Origin of the sequence: Polaribacter sp., assembly GCF_965656025.1 — a bacterium.
Lineage (GTDB): Bacteria > Bacteroidota > Bacteroidia > Flavobacteriales > Flavobacteriaceae > Polaribacter.
In genome coordinates this window covers 46,987-68,637 of the sequence record NZ_CBFHJT010000004.1, presented here as the reverse complement: position 1 = coordinate 68,637, position 21,651 = coordinate 46,987, and the positions used below count along the sequence as shown (strand labels likewise).

Annotated in this window: 19 protein-coding genes; 13 read left to right on the top strand and 6 right to left on the bottom strand. The window is 30.9% G+C overall.

From position 1 onward, the window contains the following. Nucleotides 1–1,513, bottom strand: a 1,513-nt coding sequence (locus ACTG3S_RS01535) for a DNA gyrase subunit B (RefSeq protein ID WP_439127615.1), incomplete at its 3' end; no start/stop codon positions are given. Between the two features lie 380 nt (nt 1,514–1,893). Between ACTG3S_RS01535 and ACTG3S_RS01530 the strand changes: the two genes are divergently transcribed. Then, nucleotides 1,894–3,150 (top strand): porin, encoded by a 1,257-nt coding sequence (locus ACTG3S_RS01530; protein ID WP_439127614.1) that lies wholly within the window; start codon nt 1,894–1,896, stop codon nt 3,148–3,150. 22 nt (nt 3,151–3,172) lie between these two features. On the opposite strand, the gene ACTG3S_RS01525 is transcribed toward ACTG3S_RS01530, so the two are convergent. After that, complete coding sequence (locus ACTG3S_RS01525; RefSeq protein ID WP_439127613.1) at nt 3,173–3,778, bottom strand: LA_2272 family surface repeat-containing protein; 606 nt, start codon at nt 3,776–3,778, stop codon at nt 3,173–3,175. Nucleotides 3,779–4,281: 503 nt separating this feature from the next. On the opposite strand from ACTG3S_RS01525, the gene ACTG3S_RS01520 reads away from it, so the two are divergent. From ACTG3S_RS01520 to trpA, 12 genes are all read left to right on the top strand, one after another. Next, nucleotides 4,282–4,536, top strand: a complete 255-nt coding sequence (locus ACTG3S_RS01520) for a hypothetical protein (protein ID WP_439127612.1) — start codon at nt 4,282–4,284, stop codon at nt 4,534–4,536. A 1-nt stretch (nt 4,537) separates the two neighbouring features. After that, entirely contained in the window at nt 4,538–5,932 is a 1,395-nt protein-coding gene (locus ACTG3S_RS01515) for an amidase family protein (RefSeq protein ID WP_439127611.1), read from the top strand. Then, nucleotides 5,932–9,273, top strand: a complete 3,342-nt coding sequence (gene gatB/aspS / locus ACTG3S_RS01510) for a bifunctional amidotransferase subunit GatB/aspartate--tRNA ligase AspS (protein WP_439127610.1) — start codon at nt 5,932–5,934, stop codon at nt 9,271–9,273. Before ACTG3S_RS01515 ends, gatB/aspS begins: the two co-directional genes overlap by 1 nt. Nucleotides 9,274–9,533: 260 nt before the next feature. Continuing rightward, nucleotides 9,534–10,925: an anthranilate synthase component I family protein gene (locus ACTG3S_RS01505; protein WP_439127609.1), complete on the top strand. Its 1,392-nt coding sequence runs from the start codon at nt 9,534–9,536 to the stop codon at nt 10,923–10,925. Nucleotides 10,926–10,997: 72 nt separating this feature from the next. Further along, nucleotides 10,998–11,588 (top strand): anthranilate synthase component II, encoded by a 591-nt coding sequence (locus ACTG3S_RS01500; protein WP_439127608.1) that lies wholly within the window; start codon nt 10,998–11,000, stop codon nt 11,586–11,588. A gap of 72 nt (nt 11,589–11,660) precedes the next feature. Continuing rightward, nucleotides 11,661–12,653, top strand: a complete 993-nt coding sequence (gene trpD / locus ACTG3S_RS01495; RefSeq protein ID WP_439127607.1) for an anthranilate phosphoribosyltransferase — start codon at nt 11,661–11,663, stop codon at nt 12,651–12,653. After that, on the top strand, nt 12,653–12,823 hold the full coding sequence (locus tag ACTG3S_RS01490; protein ID WP_439127606.1) for a hypothetical protein: 171 nt from the start codon (nt 12,653–12,655) through the stop codon (nt 12,821–12,823). The genes trpD and ACTG3S_RS01490 overlap by 1 nt, the downstream gene beginning before the upstream one ends. Before the next feature lie 90 nt (nt 12,824–12,913). Further along, nucleotides 12,914–13,702, top strand: a complete 789-nt coding sequence (gene trpC, locus ACTG3S_RS01485; RefSeq protein ID WP_439127605.1) for an indole-3-glycerol phosphate synthase TrpC — start codon at nt 12,914–12,916, stop codon at nt 13,700–13,702. A gap of 102 nt (nt 13,703–13,804) precedes the next feature. After that, nucleotides 13,805–14,500 carry a phosphoribosylanthranilate isomerase gene (locus ACTG3S_RS01480; RefSeq protein ID WP_439127604.1) on the top strand — a complete coding sequence of 232 codons (696 nt, stop codon included), beginning with the start codon at nt 13,805–13,807 and terminating at the stop codon, nt 14,498–14,500. Nucleotides 14,501–14,582: 82 nt separating this feature from the next. Beyond that, nucleotides 14,583–15,767 carry a tryptophan synthase subunit beta gene (gene trpB, locus ACTG3S_RS01475; protein ID WP_439127603.1) on the top strand — a complete coding sequence of 395 codons (1,185 nt, stop codon included), beginning with the start codon at nt 14,583–14,585 and terminating at the stop codon, nt 15,765–15,767. Further along, nucleotides 15,767–16,561, top strand: a complete 795-nt coding sequence (locus ACTG3S_RS01470; protein WP_439127602.1) for a DUF3050 domain-containing protein — start codon at nt 15,767–15,769, stop codon at nt 16,559–16,561. The genes trpB and ACTG3S_RS01470 overlap by 1 nt, the downstream gene beginning before the upstream one ends. Then, nucleotides 16,558–17,322 carry a tryptophan synthase subunit alpha gene (trpA, locus tag ACTG3S_RS01465; RefSeq protein ID WP_439127601.1) on the top strand — a complete coding sequence of 255 codons (765 nt, stop codon included), beginning with the start codon at nt 16,558–16,560 and terminating at the stop codon, nt 17,320–17,322. The genes ACTG3S_RS01470 and trpA overlap by 4 nt, the downstream gene beginning before the upstream one ends. A gap of 52 nt (nt 17,323–17,374) precedes the next feature. On the opposite strand, the gene ACTG3S_RS01460 is transcribed toward trpA, so the two are convergent. The 4 genes from ACTG3S_RS01460 to ACTG3S_RS01445 form a co-directional block, all read right to left on the bottom strand. Next, on the bottom strand, nt 17,375–18,004 hold the full coding sequence (locus ACTG3S_RS01460) for a TonB-dependent receptor plug domain-containing protein (protein WP_439127600.1): 630 nt from the start codon (nt 18,002–18,004) through the stop codon (nt 17,375–17,377). A 95-nt stretch (nt 18,005–18,099) separates the two neighbouring features. Then, nucleotides 18,100–19,716: an amidohydrolase gene (locus ACTG3S_RS01455; RefSeq protein ID WP_439127599.1), complete on the bottom strand. Its 1,617-nt coding sequence runs from the start codon at nt 19,714–19,716 to the stop codon at nt 18,100–18,102. An 11-nt stretch (nt 19,717–19,727) separates the two neighbouring features. Further along, the gene (locus ACTG3S_RS01450; protein ID WP_439127598.1) at nt 19,728–20,090 is read right to left on the bottom strand and encodes a DoxX family protein; all 363 of its coding nucleotides are present in this window, start codon (nt 20,088–20,090) and stop codon (nt 19,728–19,730) included. A gap of 4 nt (nt 20,091–20,094) precedes the next feature. Continuing rightward, a complete protein-coding gene (locus tag ACTG3S_RS01445) occupies nt 20,095–21,525 on the bottom strand; it encodes a M20/M25/M40 family metallo-hydrolase (protein WP_439127597.1) in 1,431 nt (476 codons plus the stop codon). Nucleotides 21,526–21,651 lie beyond the last annotated feature (126 nt).

Genomic DNA, 21,651 nt, shown 5'->3' with positions numbered 1-21,651 from the left:
TATGATAACGAACTTTACTTAAATTTAAAGCTCTTGGATCTTCTTCAGTTCCAATAGAAACCCCTAAAGCAGTAAACATGTTTTTTATTTCTTCATTTTCGAAAACTTTATGTTGCATTGCTTTTTCAACGTTCAATATTTTTCCACGAAGTGGTAAAATTGCTTGAAAGTTTCTATCTCTACCTTGTTTTGCTGTTCCCCCTGCAGAATCTCCCTCTACTAAGAAGATTTCACATTGAGCTGGGTCTGTTTCTGAACAGTCAGATAATTTACCAGGTAAACCACCAATAGACATCACTGTTTTACGTTGTACCATTTCTCTGGCTTTACGTGCTGCGTGTCTTGCAGTTGCTGCTAAAATTACTTTTTGTACAATGGTTTTTGCATCATTAGGATTTTCTTCTAAATAGTCTGTTAACATTTCTGAAACCGCTTGCGATACAGCAGAGGTAACTTCTCTATTTCCTAATTTTGTTTTTGTTTGTCCTTCAAATTGTGGTTCTGCTACTTTTACAGAAACAATCGCAGTTAAACCTTCTCTAAAGTCGTCTCCTGCAATTTCAAATTTTACATTTTTAAGCAATCCAGATTCGTCTGCATACTTTTTTAATGTACTAGTTAAACCACGTCTAAAACCAGATAAGTGGGTTCCACCTTCGTGCGTATTAATATTATTTACGTACGAATGTAAATTTTCTGCATAAGAGGTGTTGTAAACCATAGCAACCTCTACTGGAATACCATTTTTCTCACCTTCCATAGAAATTACATTGGCAGTCAATTGTTCTCTAGTACAATCTAAATATTTGATAAATTCTGGTAATCCTTCGTCAGAATGAAACGTTTCTGAGATAAAGTTGCCTTCATCATCAGTATTTCTTTTGTCGGTTAGAGTTATGGTGATGCCTTTATTTAAAAAAGCCAATTCGCGCATACGTGTAGCTAACGTTTCGTAATTGTACTCTGTAGTTTGTGTAAAAATAGATTTGTCTGGTAAAAAAGTAACAATAGTACCTGTAAAATCGGTTTCTCCAATTGTTTTTACAGGATATAAGGTTTTACCTTTTTCATATTCTTGTTGCCATATTTTACCTTCTTTATGTACTGTTGCTGTTAAATGGTCAGATAAAGCGTTTACACAACTTACACCTACACCATGTAAACCACCAGAAACTTTGTAAGAATCTTTGTCAAATTTACCACCAGCACCAATTTTTGTCATTACTACTTGCAGGGCAGAAACACCTTCTTTTTTGTGGATTCCTACAGGAATTCCACGACCATTATCTTTGGTAGTAATTGAATTGTCTTCATTAATAATAACATCAATGGCATCACAATAACCACCCATTGCTTCATCAATAGAGTTGTCTACAACTTCGTACACCAAATGGTGTAAACCACGTACACCCACATCTCCAATATACATAGAAGGACGCATTCTTACATGCTCCATACCTTCTAATGCCTGAATACTGGAGGCATCATATTCTTTTTTAATTTCGTCGCTCATTATAAAAGTGATTTTTAATTTTTTAGGTTGATAAAACTCGTTTGAAACGAATTTTCTATACTCAAATTTACAATTTTTAATCCCTTTTTCAAGTGTTTTTAGCGATTTACTTTTAAAATTATCAACATTTGTTAAAAACGAAAAAGTGTCTTAAAACCTCTAAAAAGCATCTTAAAATAGAATTTTATAAATTATTCCATTTTGTATTTTAATAAAAATTATAAAATGCATTATAGCTTTTATATTGAGATTTTAAAATTTGTAAACGATAACGATTTAGTATCAATTTGATGTAAAAAAAAGAAAATAAACATGATGTTTATCACAAATTTAGAAAATAGTAAACCTTAATTTTGTCTTAAATTTAACAATAAAGAAAGATGGAAATTCTTAAAAATGGTATAGTAACAATAGTTTTATTTCTTTCAACCATTATAATAGGGCAAGAAAAAAAAGAATTTAAACCTGTTATTAAATGGAATATGACTTCTCAAATTTGGTTAAGGTTTTCAGATTTAAATGAAGGATCTTTTATTAATAATGAGCTTACTAATAGTTTTATGGATATTTCTATTAGACGTTTAAGAATACCAGTATCCTCTCAAATCACACCAAAAATATTTCTCTACTCAATATTTGGTGGTAACAACTATAATTTTAAAAATAAAACTTTTCAATTAGAGGTTTTAGATTTATATGTGGAATATACTTTTGATAAAGCATTTGAGGTTGGTCTTGGTAAATCTGGATGGCAAGGTTTGAATAGATGGAATATTCGTTCAGCAAAAACATTGATGGGATTAGATTCACCTTTATTTACTTTAAACGCGGTTGAAAAAAATGATGATTTAGGGCGTTTGTTTGGTGCTTGGATAAAAGGACAATTTGGAAAGATAGATTATAGAATTGCTTTTAATAGACCCTTTCTTCCTTCAGCAATACCTAGCGGAGAAGTCAATTTTGCAAACAATCAACCAAGGGTTAAAACTTCGTCTTATGTAAAATATCAGATTTTTGAACACGAATCTAACAAGTCTGCTTATCAAACTGGTACTTATGGAAATGCAAAAAAAGTTTTTAACATAGGTGCAGGTTTTCAATTTCAAGAAAATGCAATGAGTGATGGTGATGCAACTCTAACATCAACTAAACTTTATGACATGAAACACTGGGCAGTAGATTCATTTTTAAACTTACCTTTAGCAAATAATGACGCTATTACTGCTTACTTAGGGTATTATGATTATAATTTCGGAAAAGACTATATAAGAAATGTTGGTGCCAATAACCCAACCACAGGAGGAGGAACAGATTTTAATGGAGCAGGAGTAGCTTTTCCTATGATAGGTACAGGAACAACTTGGTACATGCAGTTTGGGTACGCGTTTAAAGAGTCTAAAATATTAGGAGAATCTTTTGTAGTTCAGCCAAATATATCAATTCAAACTTCTAATTGGGATGCTTTAAACGATCAAATGACAGTATATGATTTTGGGGTTAACTTTTTATTGAATGGTAAACACAATACAAAGTTTAGTTTTGGTTACCAACATAGACCAATTTTTGATGCTGTTACGATTGAACAAAAGGGATATAAAGGAATGGCGGTTTTACAGTATCAAGTTTCTTTGAAATAGCTAATTATTTATAGTTTTCTTTTTAAAAATTCCAATTGATAAATGGAAAAGAGCGTTTGTTATTTTTATTCCAAAGACCAATTTGTAGGCCTTTTAATTTGTTTGTTTTGTTAAATAATCCAATTTGAATTCCATTTACTTGGGCATCAAAATTTCCTAAAATTGCAAAACTAAGTCCAGATACTTTGTAATGTTTGTTAATTGAAGGAGAAATAGAAATACCGTTTATAATTGTGTTAAAATTGCCAGATATATTAAACTCCAAACCATTTACTTGTCCTTTTTCTAAATTGCTTAGACCAAATTGTATTCCGTTTGTAATTTTTAAGTTGTAAGTTTTAGACAGTGTTGGAGGTTCATGATGATAAGGAGGTATAGAATGAATAATTGTCATAAAAGGGAAAAAGATACCAAGAGGATTTAAACCAAATTCAATCCCATTAATTTTTTTATTACTAAAATCTTCATCCCAAAATTTTACTCCTAAACCATTTATTGTTTTTGCTTTTGATGGTGAGAAGCCAATAAAATTTTGAACTTCATTTTTAATTGATGAACTATTTTTAGGTTGAGCGGATATTGTAATTAAGAAAAACTGAAAAATGACAAGACTAATGATATACTTCATAATAAATATTTTTATGTCAAAAGTATATTGATGTTAAATTTCAAGAGTCCAAAATTTTCTAAAAACTAGAAATTCTGGACTCATTTAGATAATTCTGGACAAGTTTTATTTTAATGGAGTAACAATTTGCGTTAGGGGTTGAAAAGATATAGTGTAAAGCCCGACCTTTAGGAAACGCCCAAAAAATTGAAAAAGAAATATTTATAATAATTTTTGATGATTTTTTGTGATATTACTAATTTTACTTTGTTTTTTTATAAATACTTTAAAGCCTGTATAAAATCGTAAAAAAGAGGTTTTTGTACCATTTATTCTATATATATTTGTCCGTCTTTGAAATAGAGATGATTAAAGTTTAGTAAAAATGACCAATAATAATAACAATCGTAATTTCAATAATCCTAATTTTTAGGGTAGGAAGGTTGTTGTTTAAAAATAGATGAAGCCTTCCAAATTTTGGAAGGTTTTTTTATGCAATTAAAATTAAAGAAATGACTAAAATAATGACAGTAGACATTTTGTCTAGTATTAAAGGTGCAAAACCTTCGGAATCTGTAAATAAGCTTTTTGATGTTATAAAAAACGCTAATCAGCAAAATAATTCGAATACAACTGTACATAATAATGTAGTTTCTTTAAATGATTTAAGAGAAGATGTGGTTGTAGAAAGTTCGGCTTTAGAAAAAGAAATTATAAAGGAAAATTTTCCAAAAGAGAAAAACGGGTTTTTAGTGGTTGCTAAAGTGATAGAAGATTAATATGAAGTCGCAGATATATAAAATTCATCAAGAATTGATGAACAAAGAAATTTCTTGTACAGATTTGGTGCAAGAAAAATTAGATTTGTTAAAACAAAACACACACAATACAGTCAATTCTCTTTTAGAAGAAGCAGCCATTGAATCAGCAAAAAAAGTAGATGCAAAAATTGCAAACGGACAAGAAATAGGTTTGTTAGAAGGTATTCCTTTCGGAATTAAAGATGTGTACATGGTACAAGGAACCTACACAACTGCCAGTTCAGATTTACTAAAAAACTACAAATCTGCTTACACAGCAACTGCAATTCAGAAATTATTAGATGCTGGTGCCATCCCTTTAGTAAAAGAAAATTGCGATGCTTTTGGGCATGGTTCATCGTCTGAAAACACCATTTTTGGTGCAGTTAAAAATGCCATAAACCCAGATTTAGTAGGTGGCGGTTCTTCTGGCGGTTCTGCAGTAAACGTAGCCAAAGATTATACAGTGTTTTCTATTGGAGGAGATACAGGTGGTTCTATTAGACAACCTGCTGGTTACAATAAAGTTTATGGTTTAAAACCAACTTACGGACGTATTTCTAGATATGGTTTAATGGCGTATGCATCTTCTACAGATTGTGTAGGGCCAATTGCAAAATCGATAGAAGATATTAGAATTGTTTTAAATACAATGAGTGGTATAGATGTAAAAGATCAAACCACTTATGATTCTGATGAAATTTCGAAAGATTTAAATTCATCAACCATTAAAACTGTGGGTTATTTTAAAAATTTTATAGAAAATGAAGCAATTTCACTTGAAATAAAAGATGCTTTTTTAACCACTATTGATAAAATAAAAGCCAAAGGAATAGCAGTAAAAGAATTAGATTTTTTCGATTCTGACATTCTAGTATCTACTTATTATACATTGGCGATGGCAGAAACTGCTTCAAATTTATCTCGTTTAGATGGTACCAATTATGGGGCAAGAATAGAAGGTGATAATTTAAAAGACACCTATGCAATTACGCGTTCTCAAAAATTTTCTGAAGAAACAAAAAGAAGAATTGTTGGTGGTAACCAAGTTTTATCTCAAGGTTTTTCTGATGAAATTTACTTGAAAGCACAAGATGTAAGAAATCAAATTTCAGCTAGATTTACAAAAGATTTTAATGAGGTTGATGTTATTTTATCACCAGTAACACCTCAAAATCCACCAAAAATAGGCGATAGTTTAAAAGATCCTTTAGCCATGTATTTATCTGATGCCTACACAGTTGGTTTTAGTTTGGCAGAATTGCCAACATTAACCATTCCACAGGGAACTGAAACAGGATTACAAATTACTGCTGACAAAAAAAATGATGCATATGTATTTCAGTTCGCTAACCTTTTAAACGATATTTTATAATGGAATTAGCGCAAATAAATGAGGCTTTAAAAGCACACGAATTAGAGTTAATTATCGGTTTAGAAACGCATGTACGTTTAAACACTAAGAGTAAATTATTTTGCTCTTGTCCAAATGAAGAAACCGAAATACCAAACACAAATATTTGTGCTGTTTGTACAGGGCAAATGGGCGTTTTACCAGCCATAAATAAAGAAGCAATTACTAAGGCTATTTATTTTGGTAAAGCTGTAAAATCTACTTTTTCGAATGATGTAATTTCATGGGATCGTAAACATTACGAATACCCAGACAACCCAAAAAACATACAAATTACTCAATTTCATAACCCTGTAATTCCAGATGGTGAGGTTTCTTGTTTTAGAAATGATGGCAGTCAATTTACTGTAAATTTAACCCAAGTTCATATAGAAGAAGATGCAGCAAAATTAATGCACGAGAAGAAAATTTCTTTGGTAGATTTCAACAAAGCAGGTGTTCCTTTAATAGAAATTGTTACAGAACCTTGTATTAGAAATATAGAAGATGCCTCTACGTATGCACAATACATTCAAAGAATTGTACAAAACTTAGGCATTTCTGAAGCTAATTTAGAAAAAGGAGAATTTAAAAGTGATGTGTCTGTTTCCCTTAGAAAAAAACATACTTATAACTTAAATCCAAGAACGGAAATTAAAAACTTAAATTCTTTTAAGTTTATGATTGAAGCGCTGAAAGAAGAGGTAGAAAAACAACTAAATTATTATACGGAACATAAAGAATTTAGACCAGATCAAACTACAGTTTTATGGGATGCAGATTTAAAGCAAACCAAAACCATGCGTAAAAAGGAGTTTGAAGCAGATTATAGATTTATTTCTGAACCAGACATTCCTTTTGTGGGTATAAAAGAGGTTGTAAATGCCATAAAAATCGATGCAAGTGCGTTGCCACATGCAGTAGAATCTATTTTAATTAAAGGTGATGTTTTACCACAAGATGCCAAATTTTTTACTGCTGATGCTACACGTTCTAAAACATTTATGACCATTAATAATGTAATTAAAGATCCGTCTTTTGTAGCAAAAACATTGGTAAATAATATTGGTGCAGATGAGTACGAAAATATTCACGATATTAATCATTTAATTGAAATATTTCAATTATTTAAAGAAGATAAAATTACCTCTGTTTTAGTTCAAAACGGAATTACACGCTATTTAAAAGATAGAACTTTTGATTACAAAAAGTATTTCGATGAGAATACGATTTCAGAAGCGCAAATAACAGCAGCCATTGCAAAAGTAATTTCAGAAAATGAAGCGATTGCAAACGATATTAAAGCCGGAAATCAAGGTAAAGCTGGTATTCTTGTAGGGAAAGTAATTGCCATTATTGGTAAAGGAGCTTCAGGTAAAGTAATTCGAGAAGAGATTCTTTATGCTGTTAGTGATTCTTCTTCAGCTGGTAGTCAAGAACCAAAAGCTAAAGACCAACAGCTAAAAGCAACTATCGAAAAGCAACAAAAAAGCACTGATGAAGAAGAATTACAGCAAACTCCTATAATAATCAAGGAAAATTATAGAACCCATACGATTACTCAATTATCAGACAAATCTATTTCAGAAAAAGTAACTTTATCGGGTTGGGTTTCTAGTGTGAGAGATCATGGTGAATTAATGTTTATCGATTTAAGAGATGCAAGTGGGCAAGTTTTTCAAGTACGTTTAAGTAGAGAGTCTTTTCCGAATTTAGACGAGTTGGTAAAATTAAAACCAGAGTCTGTAATTTCTGTAACAGGCATTGTTGTTCAAAGGAAAGAAGACGATTACAATGCAGGCTTAAGAACAGGTAAAATTGAGTTAGAAACTTCTGAATTAGAAATTTTAAACCTTTCTAAAACCCTGCCTTTCGAAATAAAAAGAGCAACAAAAACAAATGAAACCGTTCGTTTTCAATACAAATTTCTAGATCATAGAAATGAGGATGTAAAAAGAGCCATTGTGAATCGTCATAAAGTCATAAAATTATTGCGTGATATTTTAGACGAAGAAGAGTTTTTAGAAATTGAAACACCAATTTTAACTGCAGGTACAGATGAAGGTGCAAGAGAATTTATTGTACCTACAAGAAAACAATCTGGTTCTTTTTATACATTACCACAAGCACCACAGCAATTCAAGCAAATGTTAATGGTGGGTGGTTTTGAAAAATATTTTCAAATTGCACGTTGTTTTAGAGATGAAGATTCTCGAGGAGACAGGCAACCAGAATTTACGCAATTAGATATAGAAATGGCGTATGCAAGTATGCAGCAGATCATCGATTTAAACACCAAAATGTTTAATGAAATAGTTAAAAAAATCTATGGTAAAAAATGGATTTTACATCCTTTTGAAGTAATTACTTACAAAGAGGCCATGGATAAATATGGTTGTGATAGACCAGATTTACGTTATGGCTTGCAAATGCAAGATATTACAGACATTGTAAAAGATACTACTTTTCAGGTTTTTAGCAAACCTATTGAAGAAGGTGGAATTGTAAAATGTATCAAGGTTTCAGCAGCAGAACAAGGCAACAAACGTATGTCTAAAGGTCAGATAGAAAACTTGACAGCAATTGCACAACAACATGGTTTGGGTGGTTTGGCATACATTATTGTTAATGAAAACGATTTACAATCGCCAATAATTAAGTTTTTAGGCGAAGAAATTGCCGCAAATATTATCATAACAACTAATGCTCAAGTGGGCGATATAGTATTTTTCTCTGCTGCTGATTATGCAACAGCCAACAAAGCATTAGATGCTGTTCGTCAAGAAATGGGACGTATTTTAAAGTTGATAAATCCAAAAGAATTAAGACCAGCTTGGGTAGTCGATTTTCCAATGTTCGAGAAAAATGATGATGGTAGATGGACGTTTACACACAATCCATTTTCAATGCCGGCAGTGTATGATTTAGAAAAGCACATGAAAGGTAATGATGAAGAAATTGGAACTATCATCGCACAACAATACGATTTAATTTTAAATGGTTATGAAATTGGCGGAGGTTCTGTACGTGCTCACAAAGCAGAAATTTTAGAAGCAACCTATAAAAACATGGGTTACAATAAAGAAGAAATGCTAAAGAGTGTGGGAACCATGTATAAAGCATTTCAATATGGAGCGCCACCTCATGGAGGAATTGCTTGGGGGGTAGATAGATTAATGATGATTTTAGAAAAGAAAGCGTCGATTAGAGAGGTAATGGCTTTTCCAAAGACAGGAAGTTCAGAAGACTTATTATTTAATGCACCATCTATTTTATCTGATAAAAAGGTAGAAGAAATGAATGTGAAAATAATTAGAAAATAAAATCATTTGAAAAGGTTGCTCAATTTAAAAATCTACCTTATTTTTGTATCAACAATGAAAAATAATACAAAAAATACTTGGTGGTGGAACTCTCTTATCTAATAAGTGAGCACTAAACCTGTATATATAAAATATAAAAAAGGCTTATCTCACGATAAGCCTTTTTTCAGTTAAAAAATGTCTTCTCGAGCGCAGTCGAAAGGTCATTAAATTAAGAGAAATTAAAATGTTCTCGACTGCGCTCGAACTGACAATCAGTTATGAAAAACATACAATTTAAAACAATATTTAAAACAAAAATTGCAGACACCATTACACCTGTAGGTTTGTACTTGCGTTTTAGAGACAAATTTGCAAATACGCTCTTATTAGAAAGTTCAGATTATCATAGTAAAGAAGAAAGTTTTTCTTTTATTGCTATTGAGCCTGTGGTTTCTATAAAAGCAGAAAATCACCATTTAGTGTTTTCTCACAAAGAAAAGGAATTAGCAACTGAAAAAATAGGAAGAAATTTCAATACTATTTTCGAAAAATACACGCAAAAAATAGAATTAGACTGTCCATCAGAGTTAAAATCATTCAATGGTTTGTATGGTTATACTACGTATGATTCTGTGCAGTACTTCGAAAATATTGCTTTAAATGTAAAAGATGCACCATCTGCAATTCCCTTAATGCAATACAGTTTTTACAGGTTTGTTATTGCCATCAATCATTTTAATGATGAAATGACTTTGATAGAAAATGTAGAAGAAGGTACAGCATCTCGTATTAAAGAAATTCAAACGATTATAGATGCGCAAACATTCAATACTCAAAGTTTTAATATTGTTGGCGATGAAACCTCTAATGTTAAGGGCGAGGAATTTATAGAATATGTGAAAAAAGCAAAATCGCATTGTAAAAGAGGAGACGTTTTTCAGTTAGTTTTATCACGCCAGTTTCAACAAAAATTTAAAGGCGATGAATTTAATGTCTACAGAGCTTTACGTTCCATAAATCCGTCACCTTATTTGTTTTATTTCGATTATGGTTCTTTTAAATTGATGGGATCTTCACCAGAAGCACAAATTAAAATTTCTGCGGGTAGAGCAACCATCAATCCAATTGCTGGTACTTTTAGAAGAACAGGAGATATGGCAAAAGACATTCAGTTGGGTAAAAAATTAGCTGCAGATAAAAAAGAAACTGCAGAGCATGTAATGTTGGTAGATTTGGCGAGAAACGATTTAAGCAAACATGCAGACAATGTAGAGGTAGAGGTGTTTAAAGAAGTACAATATTTTAGTCACGTTATTCATTTAGTATCTACAGTTTCTGGTCAGCTAAAAGGAAACCCAATAGAAATTGTGGGCGATACTTTTCCTGCAGGAACGTTAAGTGGCGCACCAAAATACAAAGCAATGCAGTTAATAGACAAATATGAGAACCAATCTCGCGGATTTTATGGAGGTGCAGTAGGTATTATTGGTTTAGATGGTTCCATAAATTTAGCCATTGCAATTCGTTCTTTTGTAAGTAAAAATAACGTTTTGTATTACCAAGCAGGAGCAGGTATTGTAATTCATTCAGACGAAGAAAAAGAATTACAAGAAGTAAACAATAAATTGGCAGCGTTAAAAAAGGCGTTGATTTTAGCAGAAAATATTTAAAAAAATGCTTTTAGCTATTTGCAGTTAGTCTTTTGCTAATTGCCAAAAGCGAAAAGCCAAAAGCTTTTTAAAATGAAAATATTAATTTTAGATAATTACGATTCGTTTACCTACAATTTGGTACACATGGTAGAAAAAATTACAGGAAATTTTCCTGCAGTTTTTAGAAATGATGAAATAAGTATTAAAGATGTAGCAAAATACGACATCATCATGCTATCTCCAGGACCTGGAATTCCTGATGAAGCAGGGATTTTAAAAGAAGTGATTAAAACATACGCAGGTATCAAACCTATTTTTGGAGTATGTTTAGGTTTACAAGCAATTACTGAGGTTTTTGGTGGAAAAATCATCAATTTAGACGATGTTTTTCATGGAGTTGCAACTGAAATGAGGGTAACAGACTCTTCAGCAATTATTTTCAAAGACGTTTTAGAAACTTTTATGGCGGCACGTTATCATTCTTGGGCTGCAACAGATGAGGGGTTTCCAGAAGAATTAAAAGTAACAGCAAGAGATGAAGACGGTTTAATACAAGCAATTGAGCATCAGGTCTACCCAATTTCTGCAGTTCAGTTTCATCCAGAATCTATTTTAACAGATGTGGGTGAGCAGTTGGTTAGGAATTTTATCAACTCCTGCAAGGTTTTAAAAACCTTGTAGGTTTAAAACAATATTTGAATGAATACCTATAAGGTTTTTAAAACCTTGCAGGAAATTAAAAGGGGCTTTTTTATGAAAGACATTTTAAACAAACTATACAACCACGAAAGGCTATCAAAATCTGAAGCAACACAAATCTTAAAAGATATTGCAGCAGAAAAATACAACGATGCTCACTTAGCTTCTTTTATGACGGTTTTTATGATGCGTCCAATTACAGTTGATGAACTTTCTGGTTTTAGAAATGCATTGAAAGAATTGTCTATAAAAGTAGATTTTTCTGACTTTAATACCATTGATATTGTAGGAACTGGTGGTGATGGAAAAGATACATTTAACATATCAACTTTAACTTCTTTTATCGTTGCAGGAACAGGTCAAAAAGTTGCAAAACATGGTAATTATTCGGTGTCTTCTCAATCGGGTTCATCTGATATGTTAGAAAGTTTTGGGTATCAATTCACAAATGATGAAAATATTTTAAAAGAGCATTTAGAAAAAGCGAACATTTGCTTTTTACATGCTCCAAAATTCCATCCGGCAATGAAAGCTGTTGGACCCACAAGAAAGGCGTTAAAATTAAAAACGTTTTTTAATATGTTAGGCCCTTTGGTAAATCCGAGTTCACCTAAAAACCATATGCTAGGTACGTTTAATTTAGAAATTGCACGTTTGTACAATTATATTTTGCAAGAAGAAAAAGGTATCAATTACGGAATTATACATGCACTAGATGGTTATGATGAAATCTCGTTAACAAGTGGATTTAAACTATTTTCCAAAAAAGGAGAGCAAATTATAAATCCAGAAGATTTAGGGCAGCAAAGAATTGCACAATCAGAAATTTTTGGAGGAAATAATGTTTCTGAAGCAGCAAAAATTTTTAAAACTATTTTAGAAGGAAAAGGTTCAGAAGCCCAAAACAATGTGGTATTAACAAATGCTGCTTTTGCATTAACTATTGTTGATGAAAATAAGTCTTTCGAAGATGCTTTTGAAGAAGCCAAAAATGCATTATTTGGTTTAAAAGCAAAACAAACATTAGATAAACTAGTAAGTATATAATGGCAAAAAAGAAAAACAATTTAATTTTAATTATTCCTGCATTTCTGTTGATGGGAACTGCTATCGGAATTCAAACTAAAAATCTTTTTAAACAAATGATTATTGGTTTGATTGTTGGAATTATTGTTTACTTTTTTTTACTAAGAAGAAATAAAAAATTAAATAAATAATGTCATTCCGAAAGAGGAACGAAGTTGAAAAATTTCTTATCAATAAGTTGAGATTTCTCCATAAAGTGGAAATGACAAATTAGAATAAAAATGACAATTTTAGATAAAATAATCGCATTTAAAAAGAAGGAAGTTGCTAAGATAAAAGCAGAGATTCCTGTAAAGAAATTAGTAGAAAGTCCAAGTTTTGGAAGAACAACATTTTCATTAAAAAAATCTTTGTTAGAAGTTGGTTCAACAGGAATTATAGCAGAATATAAGCGTCAATCTCCATCCAAAGGAATTATTAACGACAAAGCAACCATTGCAGATGTTACCAATGGTTATTTAGATGCAAATGTAGCTGCACAATCTATTTTAACAGATACTTCTTTTTTTGGAGGAACCATGGCAGATTTAATGGAAGCAAGAGTCATCAATCAACAAAAACCTATTCTTAGAAAAGATTTTATTGTGGATGGTTTTCAAATTGTTGAGGCCAAAGCCATAGGTGCAGATGTAATTTTATTAATCGCTTCTTGTTTAACTTCCGAAGAATTAAAAAACTATGGAAATTTGGCAACAGATTTAGGAATGGAAGTTTTATATGAAGTGCATACTCAAGAGGATTTAGATAAAATTAACGATTTAGATAATAAAATTATAGGTATAAATAATCGAAATTTAAAAACTTTTGAAGTTGATTTGGAGCATTCCATTAAGTTAGCAGATCAAATACCAGATACCTGTTTAAAAGTTTCAGAAAGTGGAATTTCTGATCCCAAAATAATTGTTGGATTAATAGAATTTGGTTTTCAAGGTTTTTTAATTGGAGAAAATTTTATGAAAACAGATAATCCTGGGGAAGCCTGTCAAGATTTTATTAATCAGATTCGCTAAAAGTTCAAGTGTGAATTATTATCTATGTAAAAGACATTTTCTAGAGATTGAATAAGAAAAAATCACGCGATTAAACAAATAAACGATTAAACCATAAAAAGAATGAAACTCAAAGTTTGTGGCATGAAATTTACAGAGAATATGCAGCAAGTTGCAGCATTAAATCCTGATTATTTAGGATTTATTTTCTATGAAAAATCAAAAAGAAATTTTGAAGGAATCATTCCAGAATTGCCAAAAGAAATTAAGAAAACAGGTGTTTTTGTAAATGAATATATAGAAATTGTTGTCTCTTTGGTAGAGGAGTATAGATTAGATGCGATTCAATTACATGGAGATGAATCTGTGGAATATATTTTAGATTTAAAAAAGCAATTAGCAAACAATAGAGCTTTATTTATCGAAGAAAATAAATCGATTAAAAAGAAAAAAAATCAGCATTATATTTCTAAAAATAATGTTGAAATCATTAAGGTTTTTGGTATAAAAGATGAATTTAATTTTGAGGTTTTACAGCCTTATTTAGAAGTAGTAGATTACTTTTTATTTGATACCAAAGGAAAAGAAAGAGGAGGAAATGGTGTAAAATTTGATTGGACCGTTTTAGAAAATTATCCATATAATAAACCTTTCTTTTTAAGTGGTGGAATAGGTGTAGACGATGTAGAACAAATCCAAATAGTGAGAAAAACCAATTTACCCATTTACGCATTAGATGTAAATAGTAAATTTGAAAGTAAACCTGGAGTTAAGAAAATAGAAGAGTTAGAAAAATTTAAAAAAGAAATTTTTGTGTAATTGTGTATTCGTTGTTTGTGTAAAAAACACTTAGAACAACAATTACACGATTAAACAATTGAACAATTACACAACATAAAATATGAAAAGTAAATTTCACCCAGATAAAAACGGATATTTTGGCCAATTTGGAGGGGCATTTATTCCTGAATTATTGTATCCTAATGTAAAAGAATTAGAAGATAATTATATTCAAATTATCGAATCTGAAGATTTTCAAACAGAATACAAATCTTTATTAAAAGATTATGTTGGGCGTCCAACACCATTGTATTTAGCAAAACGTTTGTCTGAAAAATACGGAGCTCATATTTACTTAAAACGAGAAGATTTAAACCATACAGGAGCTCATAAAGTAAACAATACAGTTGGCCAGATTCTAATTGCAAAAAAGTTAGGGAAAACAAAAATTATTGCAGAAACAGGTGCAGGTCAACATGGAGTAGCAACAGCAACAGTTTGTGCCTTAATGGGTTTAGATTGTACTGTTTTTATGGGAGAAAAAGACATTGAACGTCAAGCGCCCAATGTTGCTAGAATGAAAATGTTGGGAGCCAAAGTAGTTTCAGCAACATCTGGTTCTAAAACCTTAAAAGATGCTACAAACGAGGCTATTCGTTATTGGATTCAAAACCCAGAAACTTTTTATTTAATAGGTTCTGTGGTTGGACCACATCCACACCCGGATATGGTGGCTCGTTTACAAGCCATTATTTCTGAAGAAATGAAATGGCAGTTAAAAGAAAAAACAGGAAAAGAAAATCCAGACACCATAATTGCTTGTGTTGGTGGAGGTTCTAATGCTGCAGGTGCTTTTTATCATTATTTTGATGATGAAGACGTAGAGTTAATTGCAGTAGAAGCTGCTGGTTTAGGCGTAAATTCAGGTGAAAGTGCAGCCACATCACAGTTAGGTGAGGTTGGGATTATTCACGGTTCTAAAACTATTTTAATGCAAGATGATTATGGGCAAATTGTTGAGCCATATTCTATTTCTGCAGGTTTAGATTATCCTGGTGTTGGACCTTTGCATGCCTATTTATATGAAAGTAAGCGAGCAAAATTTATGAATGCAACAGATAAAGAAGCGTTAACCGCAGCTTACGAATTAACAAAAATAGAAGGTATTATTCCCGCCTTAGAAACCGCTCATGCTTTAGCAGTTTTACCAAAAATGGACTTAAAAAAAGACCAAGTTGTGGTAATCAATTTATCTGGAAGAGGAGATAAAGATTTAGAAACGTATATTAAATATTTAGATGCATAATGAATTCGAAAATTAATTTTATAGAAAATGAAATAGCGAGCTTAAGAAAAGAATTAAACGCTCATTCACTATATAAAAATTTTGAAGATATTGAGGATATTAAAATCTTCATGGAAAGCCATGTTTTTGCAGTTTGGGACTTTATGTCGCTTTTAAAAGCTTTACAAATTAATTTAACATCAGTTTCTTTGCCTTGGTTTCCAAAGGGAAACAGTAATTTAGTTCGCTTTATTAATGAAATTACATTAGCAGAGGAAAGCGACTTGGACAAGGATGGTGTTGTAAAAAGTCATTTTGAAATGTATTTGGACGCTATGAAAGAAATGGGTGCAAATACCAATGAAATTAACTGTTTTATTGATAACTTAAAAAGTTCTTCTCTTTCCGTAAGCGAAAGTTTAGAAACTACTAAGGTTATAAATGCAGTAAAAGATTTTGTGAATTTTACGTTCGATATAATATCATCTAAACAATTGCATAAAATTGCTAGTGCTTTTACATTTGGTAGAGAAGATGTTATACCAGACATGTTTTTAAATATTGTAAATAAATCTTCTTCAGAAGATAAAAATTATGATAGTTTTATTTATTATTTAAATAGACATATTGAGTTGGATGGAGATGAACATGGTCCATTGTCTTTACAAATGGTTTCAGAATTATGTGGTGACAATGAGCAAAAATGGGACGAAGTTTTAGAGGTTGCAAAAAAATCTTTAGAAGTAAGAATAAACTTATGGATTGGAATAGAAGAAGAAATTTTAAAAGGTAAAACAGAAATTGGTTTAAAATGACAGCATTAAACGCACTATTAGAAGAAAAAAGTAATTTACTTTCTATCTATTTTACTTGTGGCTTCCCTCAACTAGAGGATACTACAAAAGTAATTCAAGAGTTAGAAAAAAGTTATGTAGATTTTATAGAGGTTGGTTTACCTTATTCAGACCCTTTGGCAGATGGACCAACTATACAAGATAGCAGTCAAAAAGCATTGCAAAATGGTGTTAATTTAGATGTTGTTTTCAATCAGTTGATGACTATAAAAAGTACCAATAAAACACCTTTGGTTTTAATGGGGTATTTAAACCAGATGCTAAAATATGGTGAAGATAAATTCTGCCAAAAAGTAGTAGATTGTGGAATTGATACCTTAATCATTCCTGATTTACCTATGGTAGAATTCGAAAATCACTATCAACAATTATTTGATAGATATGGCTTGACAAATGTGTTTTTAATTACTCCAAATACAGAAGTAGAGCGAATTAAAAAAATAGACAGTTATACAAAAGCATTTATTTATGTCGTTGCATCATCATCAATTACTGGTGCAAAAGGCGAAATTTCGAAGGAGCAAATTGCCTATTTTGAGCGAATAAAAAGTATGAATTTAAAAAGTAAATTGATTGTAGGTTTTGGTATTTCAGACAAAACTACATTTAATACAGCTTGCAAATATGCAAATGGAGCTATTATTGGATCTGCTTTTATTAAATATTTAAATACTAATGGAGTTACTAAAATTAATGATTTTATTGCGCCAATAATAAGTTAATACCTTCTTTAATATTTATTAGAGAAGGTATTAAAACTTAATGTTTTATAATTTACAAAGCTGTTTTAACTTCTATTACTCCATTTGCTCCTCTTAAGCCATATATAGCTGCATCTGGACCTTTTAAAACTTTAACTGTTTTAATTGTTGTAGGTACAATATCACCAAAAGTTGTAGCATCAACTTGTGTACCATTTAAAACGAACAATGGATTGCTTCCACCACCAAAATTAGATATTCCTCTTATTCTGATACTGTTGTTCCCATTAACAGAAACACCAGGAACTTTACCTCTAATATAATCGTAAATAGTTAAAAACTGTTTAGCACCAGCCACGACCTCTTTTTTATTGCTAGAAATTATCTCGGATTTATTTTCTCCTGGTCTAATTAATATAGTTAGATTTTTTTCTCCGTTATATTTTATTGCTTTTATACCATGCATAACAGAGAAGGCAGCAATTTGTAGAGGTCTACTTTTTAATTTTATTTTAAATACACCTTTTTTGTTTGTTCTACGTGCTTGTTTTTTATTATCAAATAAAATTGAAGCACCAGGTATCGCTTTGTTATTTTCGTCTTTTACAGTAATTGTAAGATTTATTACTTCTTTATTTTGTGAAAGTATTGAAGAAGATGAGCTGATAAACAGAGTTATTAAGAGTAGTTTTATAAGTTTCATAATTTTTATGTTTTTTTATTAAAATAATATCAAATATCATTCCGAAATTATTTATTGATGATATTTAATTTTTGTATAAAAATAAGAAGAAAATGTCAAATTTTAATTTTTTCTCCATTAATATAAGTATTAGTAGCTTTAGTTTTAGGAATGTCTTTACCATCTACTTGCATAATATCTTGGTTTAGAATTACAAAATCAGCAAATTTACCGACTTCAATAGAACCTTTTTCGTTTTCTTCAAAATTAGAATATGCAGCCCAAATGGTCATTCCTTTAAGTGTCTCTTCTCTTGATAATGCGTTTTCCATTTGAAAACCATTTTCTGGATAATTTTCTAGATCTTTTCTTATAGTTGCTGCATAGAATGTTAAAAAAGGATTTACTTGTTCTACAGGAAAATCTGTGCCCAAGGCAATTTTACCATATTTATTTAATAAATCTTTAAACGCATATGCACCTTTCATTCTTTTTGAGCCAATTCTATCTGCTGCCCAATACATATCTGAAGTTGCATGAGTTGGTTGTACTGAAGGTAAAATATTATCGAATTTATCAAAATCTTCTTCAGATATTATTTGTGCATGCTCTATTCTCCAACGTCTATTTTTATCATTTTTTAATACCTCTTTATACGTTTTTAACATCCAGGTATTTGCAGAGTCACCAATAGCATGGGTATTCATTTGATAGTCTGAAGCTGCAATTTGTTTTGCAATTTCTTGATACCTTTTGGGCGAATATATTAAAGCTCCAAAATGATTCTCTCTATCTGAATATGATTTGCGCATAGCAGCACCTCTAGAGCCCAAAGCTCCGTCACCATAAACTTTAAAAGATCGCACGTTTAATCGATCAGTTTTAATAATACCTTTTTTGATGTAATAATCTATTTGCGTTTGTTTGTCTCCAGAAACCATGGCATAAACACGCATTTTTAGGGAGCCTGCTTTTTGTAAACTATCTATTAATTCTATAGTATTTCTATTTAAACCCGCATCATCAACTGTTGTTAAACCATAAGAAAATGCAATTTTTTGTGCATCTAACAATCCTTGTATCGCCTCTTTTTTAGAGGTTTCCGGAAACTTTATATAATCCATTGCATTGTCAATTAACACACCTGTAAGTTTACCATTTTTAGTGATAAACTCTCCACCCTCTACTTTAAAAGGTTCAGTTATTTCTGAGAAATTTAGCGCTGCCTGATTTACTAATAGCGCATGACCATCTACTCTTGTTACAGCAACTGGAATTTCAGGAAAAAGTGCATCTAATTTTTCTTTAGTAGGAAACTCTTTAACTTGCCAATCATTTTGATCCCAACCACGTCCTGTAATAAAAGTTGTATTTTTTTCTTTTTGAAAATCAACCAACTTTTGTAAAACTTCATCATAACTTTTTGTGCCCTCTAAAGATACTTTTTGTTGCTGTAAACCCATTCTGTAAAAATGGCAATGCGCATCTATTAAACCAGGTACTATTGTTTTGTTTTTGGCATCAACCACCTCAGTAGCCTCATATTTGCCTTCTATTTGAGCATTGTTACCTACTGCAATAAAAATACCATCTTTTATAGCAAAAGCTTCTGCTTTATCAAAATTATTATTTACAGTATATGTATTTGAATTTATGACAATTAAATCTACTTTTTCTTTTTTGCAACCAAAAAGTAATAGGGTGATAATTGATATTTGTAAAAGTTTTTTCATAAAGTTTATTCTTAAGCATTAATATAAATAAAGTATGCCCAATACATTAATAAAAATTGAAGTGGTATTCTAAGATAAGCTATTTTTTTTGAGCCAATAGCAGGTCTAATTTTTGTAGCATCCCAAATATGTATTGGTAAAAAAATAATCATTAAAATAAAAATTCCTGCTGCAGCGTATTTGGTAAAATTTGTAAAAAATAAACCAAGACCTACAATAAATTCGAGTACACCAAAAATATAATTTACAACTAGTTTAGGTAAAAAATCTGGGATAAAATTTTTAAAAATCTTAGGTTTTATAATGTGCATGATACCTGCAAAACAGAATAAAACACCTAAAATAATTTTTAAAAAAAGTGAAATTGTATCCATAAAATTATGGTTTAACAGGAGTGTTATTGTATAAATATTTATCCATTAAATAAATAATACTAGCCATAGAAGCACTACCTAATTCTAACTCTCGTTTGTTAACCTTATCAAAAGTATCTCTACTTGTATGATGATAATCAAAATAACGTTGAGAATCTGGTCTATACCCAACTAAAGTTACATTTTTACCTTTTAAAGGAGAAATATCTGCACCAGAACCACCTTTGTCTAAATCGTGTAAACCATAAGGTGATAATAGTTTTTTCCAGCTTTGTAATAGTTTTGTATTTACAGTATTTGCATCTATAGAAAAGCCTCTTGGTGTATGACCGCCAGCATCAGATTCTAAACCTCCAATATGAATTTCTTTATTTTGTTTTGCTAATTCAGCATACTTTTTTGCACCTCTTGTTCCGTTTTCTTCATTCATAAAAAAGACAACGCGTAAAGTATTTTTGGGTTTGATATTGTTCTTTTTAAATAAATAAGCCACTTCTAGAGATTGCACAATTCCTGTACCATCATCATGCGCTCCTTCACCCAAATCCCATGAATCTAAATGTCCACCAACTATAAAAATATTTTCAGGCGTTTCTGAGCCTTTAATTTCTCCAACTACATTAAAAGAAGGTGCATCTGGTAACGTTTTACAATTTTGTTTAAAGTAGAATTTTAGATTTGGATTTTTCTTTAAATCATCGCTTAAAATATTAGCCGCTTTAGAACTAATAGCAGCAGCAGGTATGTATTTGTCTTTTGGTAAATTTCCATAACTCATGGTTCCCGTGTGTGGAAAATCGTCGATAGAATTTGTCATAGAACGGACAATAACCCCTTTTGCACCAAATTTACCACAGATGGCAGCACCTTGAACTCTTTGGTCTACGCAACCACCATAAGCTCTAAATGTGTTTATTAAGGTATCATCAAAAGGTCTGTTAAAAAATACAATTTTACCTTCCATTTTATTACCTAGTTTTGTGGCTTCTTCTAAAGAACTAACCTCTAAAACTTCTGCTAAAACACCTGTTTTTGGTGTTGCAATAGAAAAACCTAAAGCACAAATAGGTACATTTTTTTGTGCTCCATTTGTAGTGTATGTAGCAATTTCTTTTTCTCCTCTAACCCAGTGTGGTACCATAACTGGTTGCAGCCAAACTGAATCTAAACCTACGTTTTTCATTAATTTTGCACCCCATTCTACAGCTTCTGCTGCTTCTGGTGAACCAGATAATCTACCTCCAATATTTTGAGTTAAATCTCTTAACCATTCGTAAGATTTACCATCTGTTAGGGCGCTGTTAAATAGTGTTTTAATGCTTGTAGAGTCTTTTTTTTCTTCATTAGAAAGACCTGTTTTTGCTATTTTTTCAGGTTTCTTAGAACAAGAAACGATATACATTGAAATTGCTAAGAATAGTAAAATTTTTTTCATGAAGTTTGGTTTTATTTGCTATAAAATTACAAAATTGAATTTAGATATTTCCTTTAACAATCTGTTAGTTTTTTTTCTACTTCACTAAAAACAAATCTATATTTTCTAAAATTTTCTTTAGACATA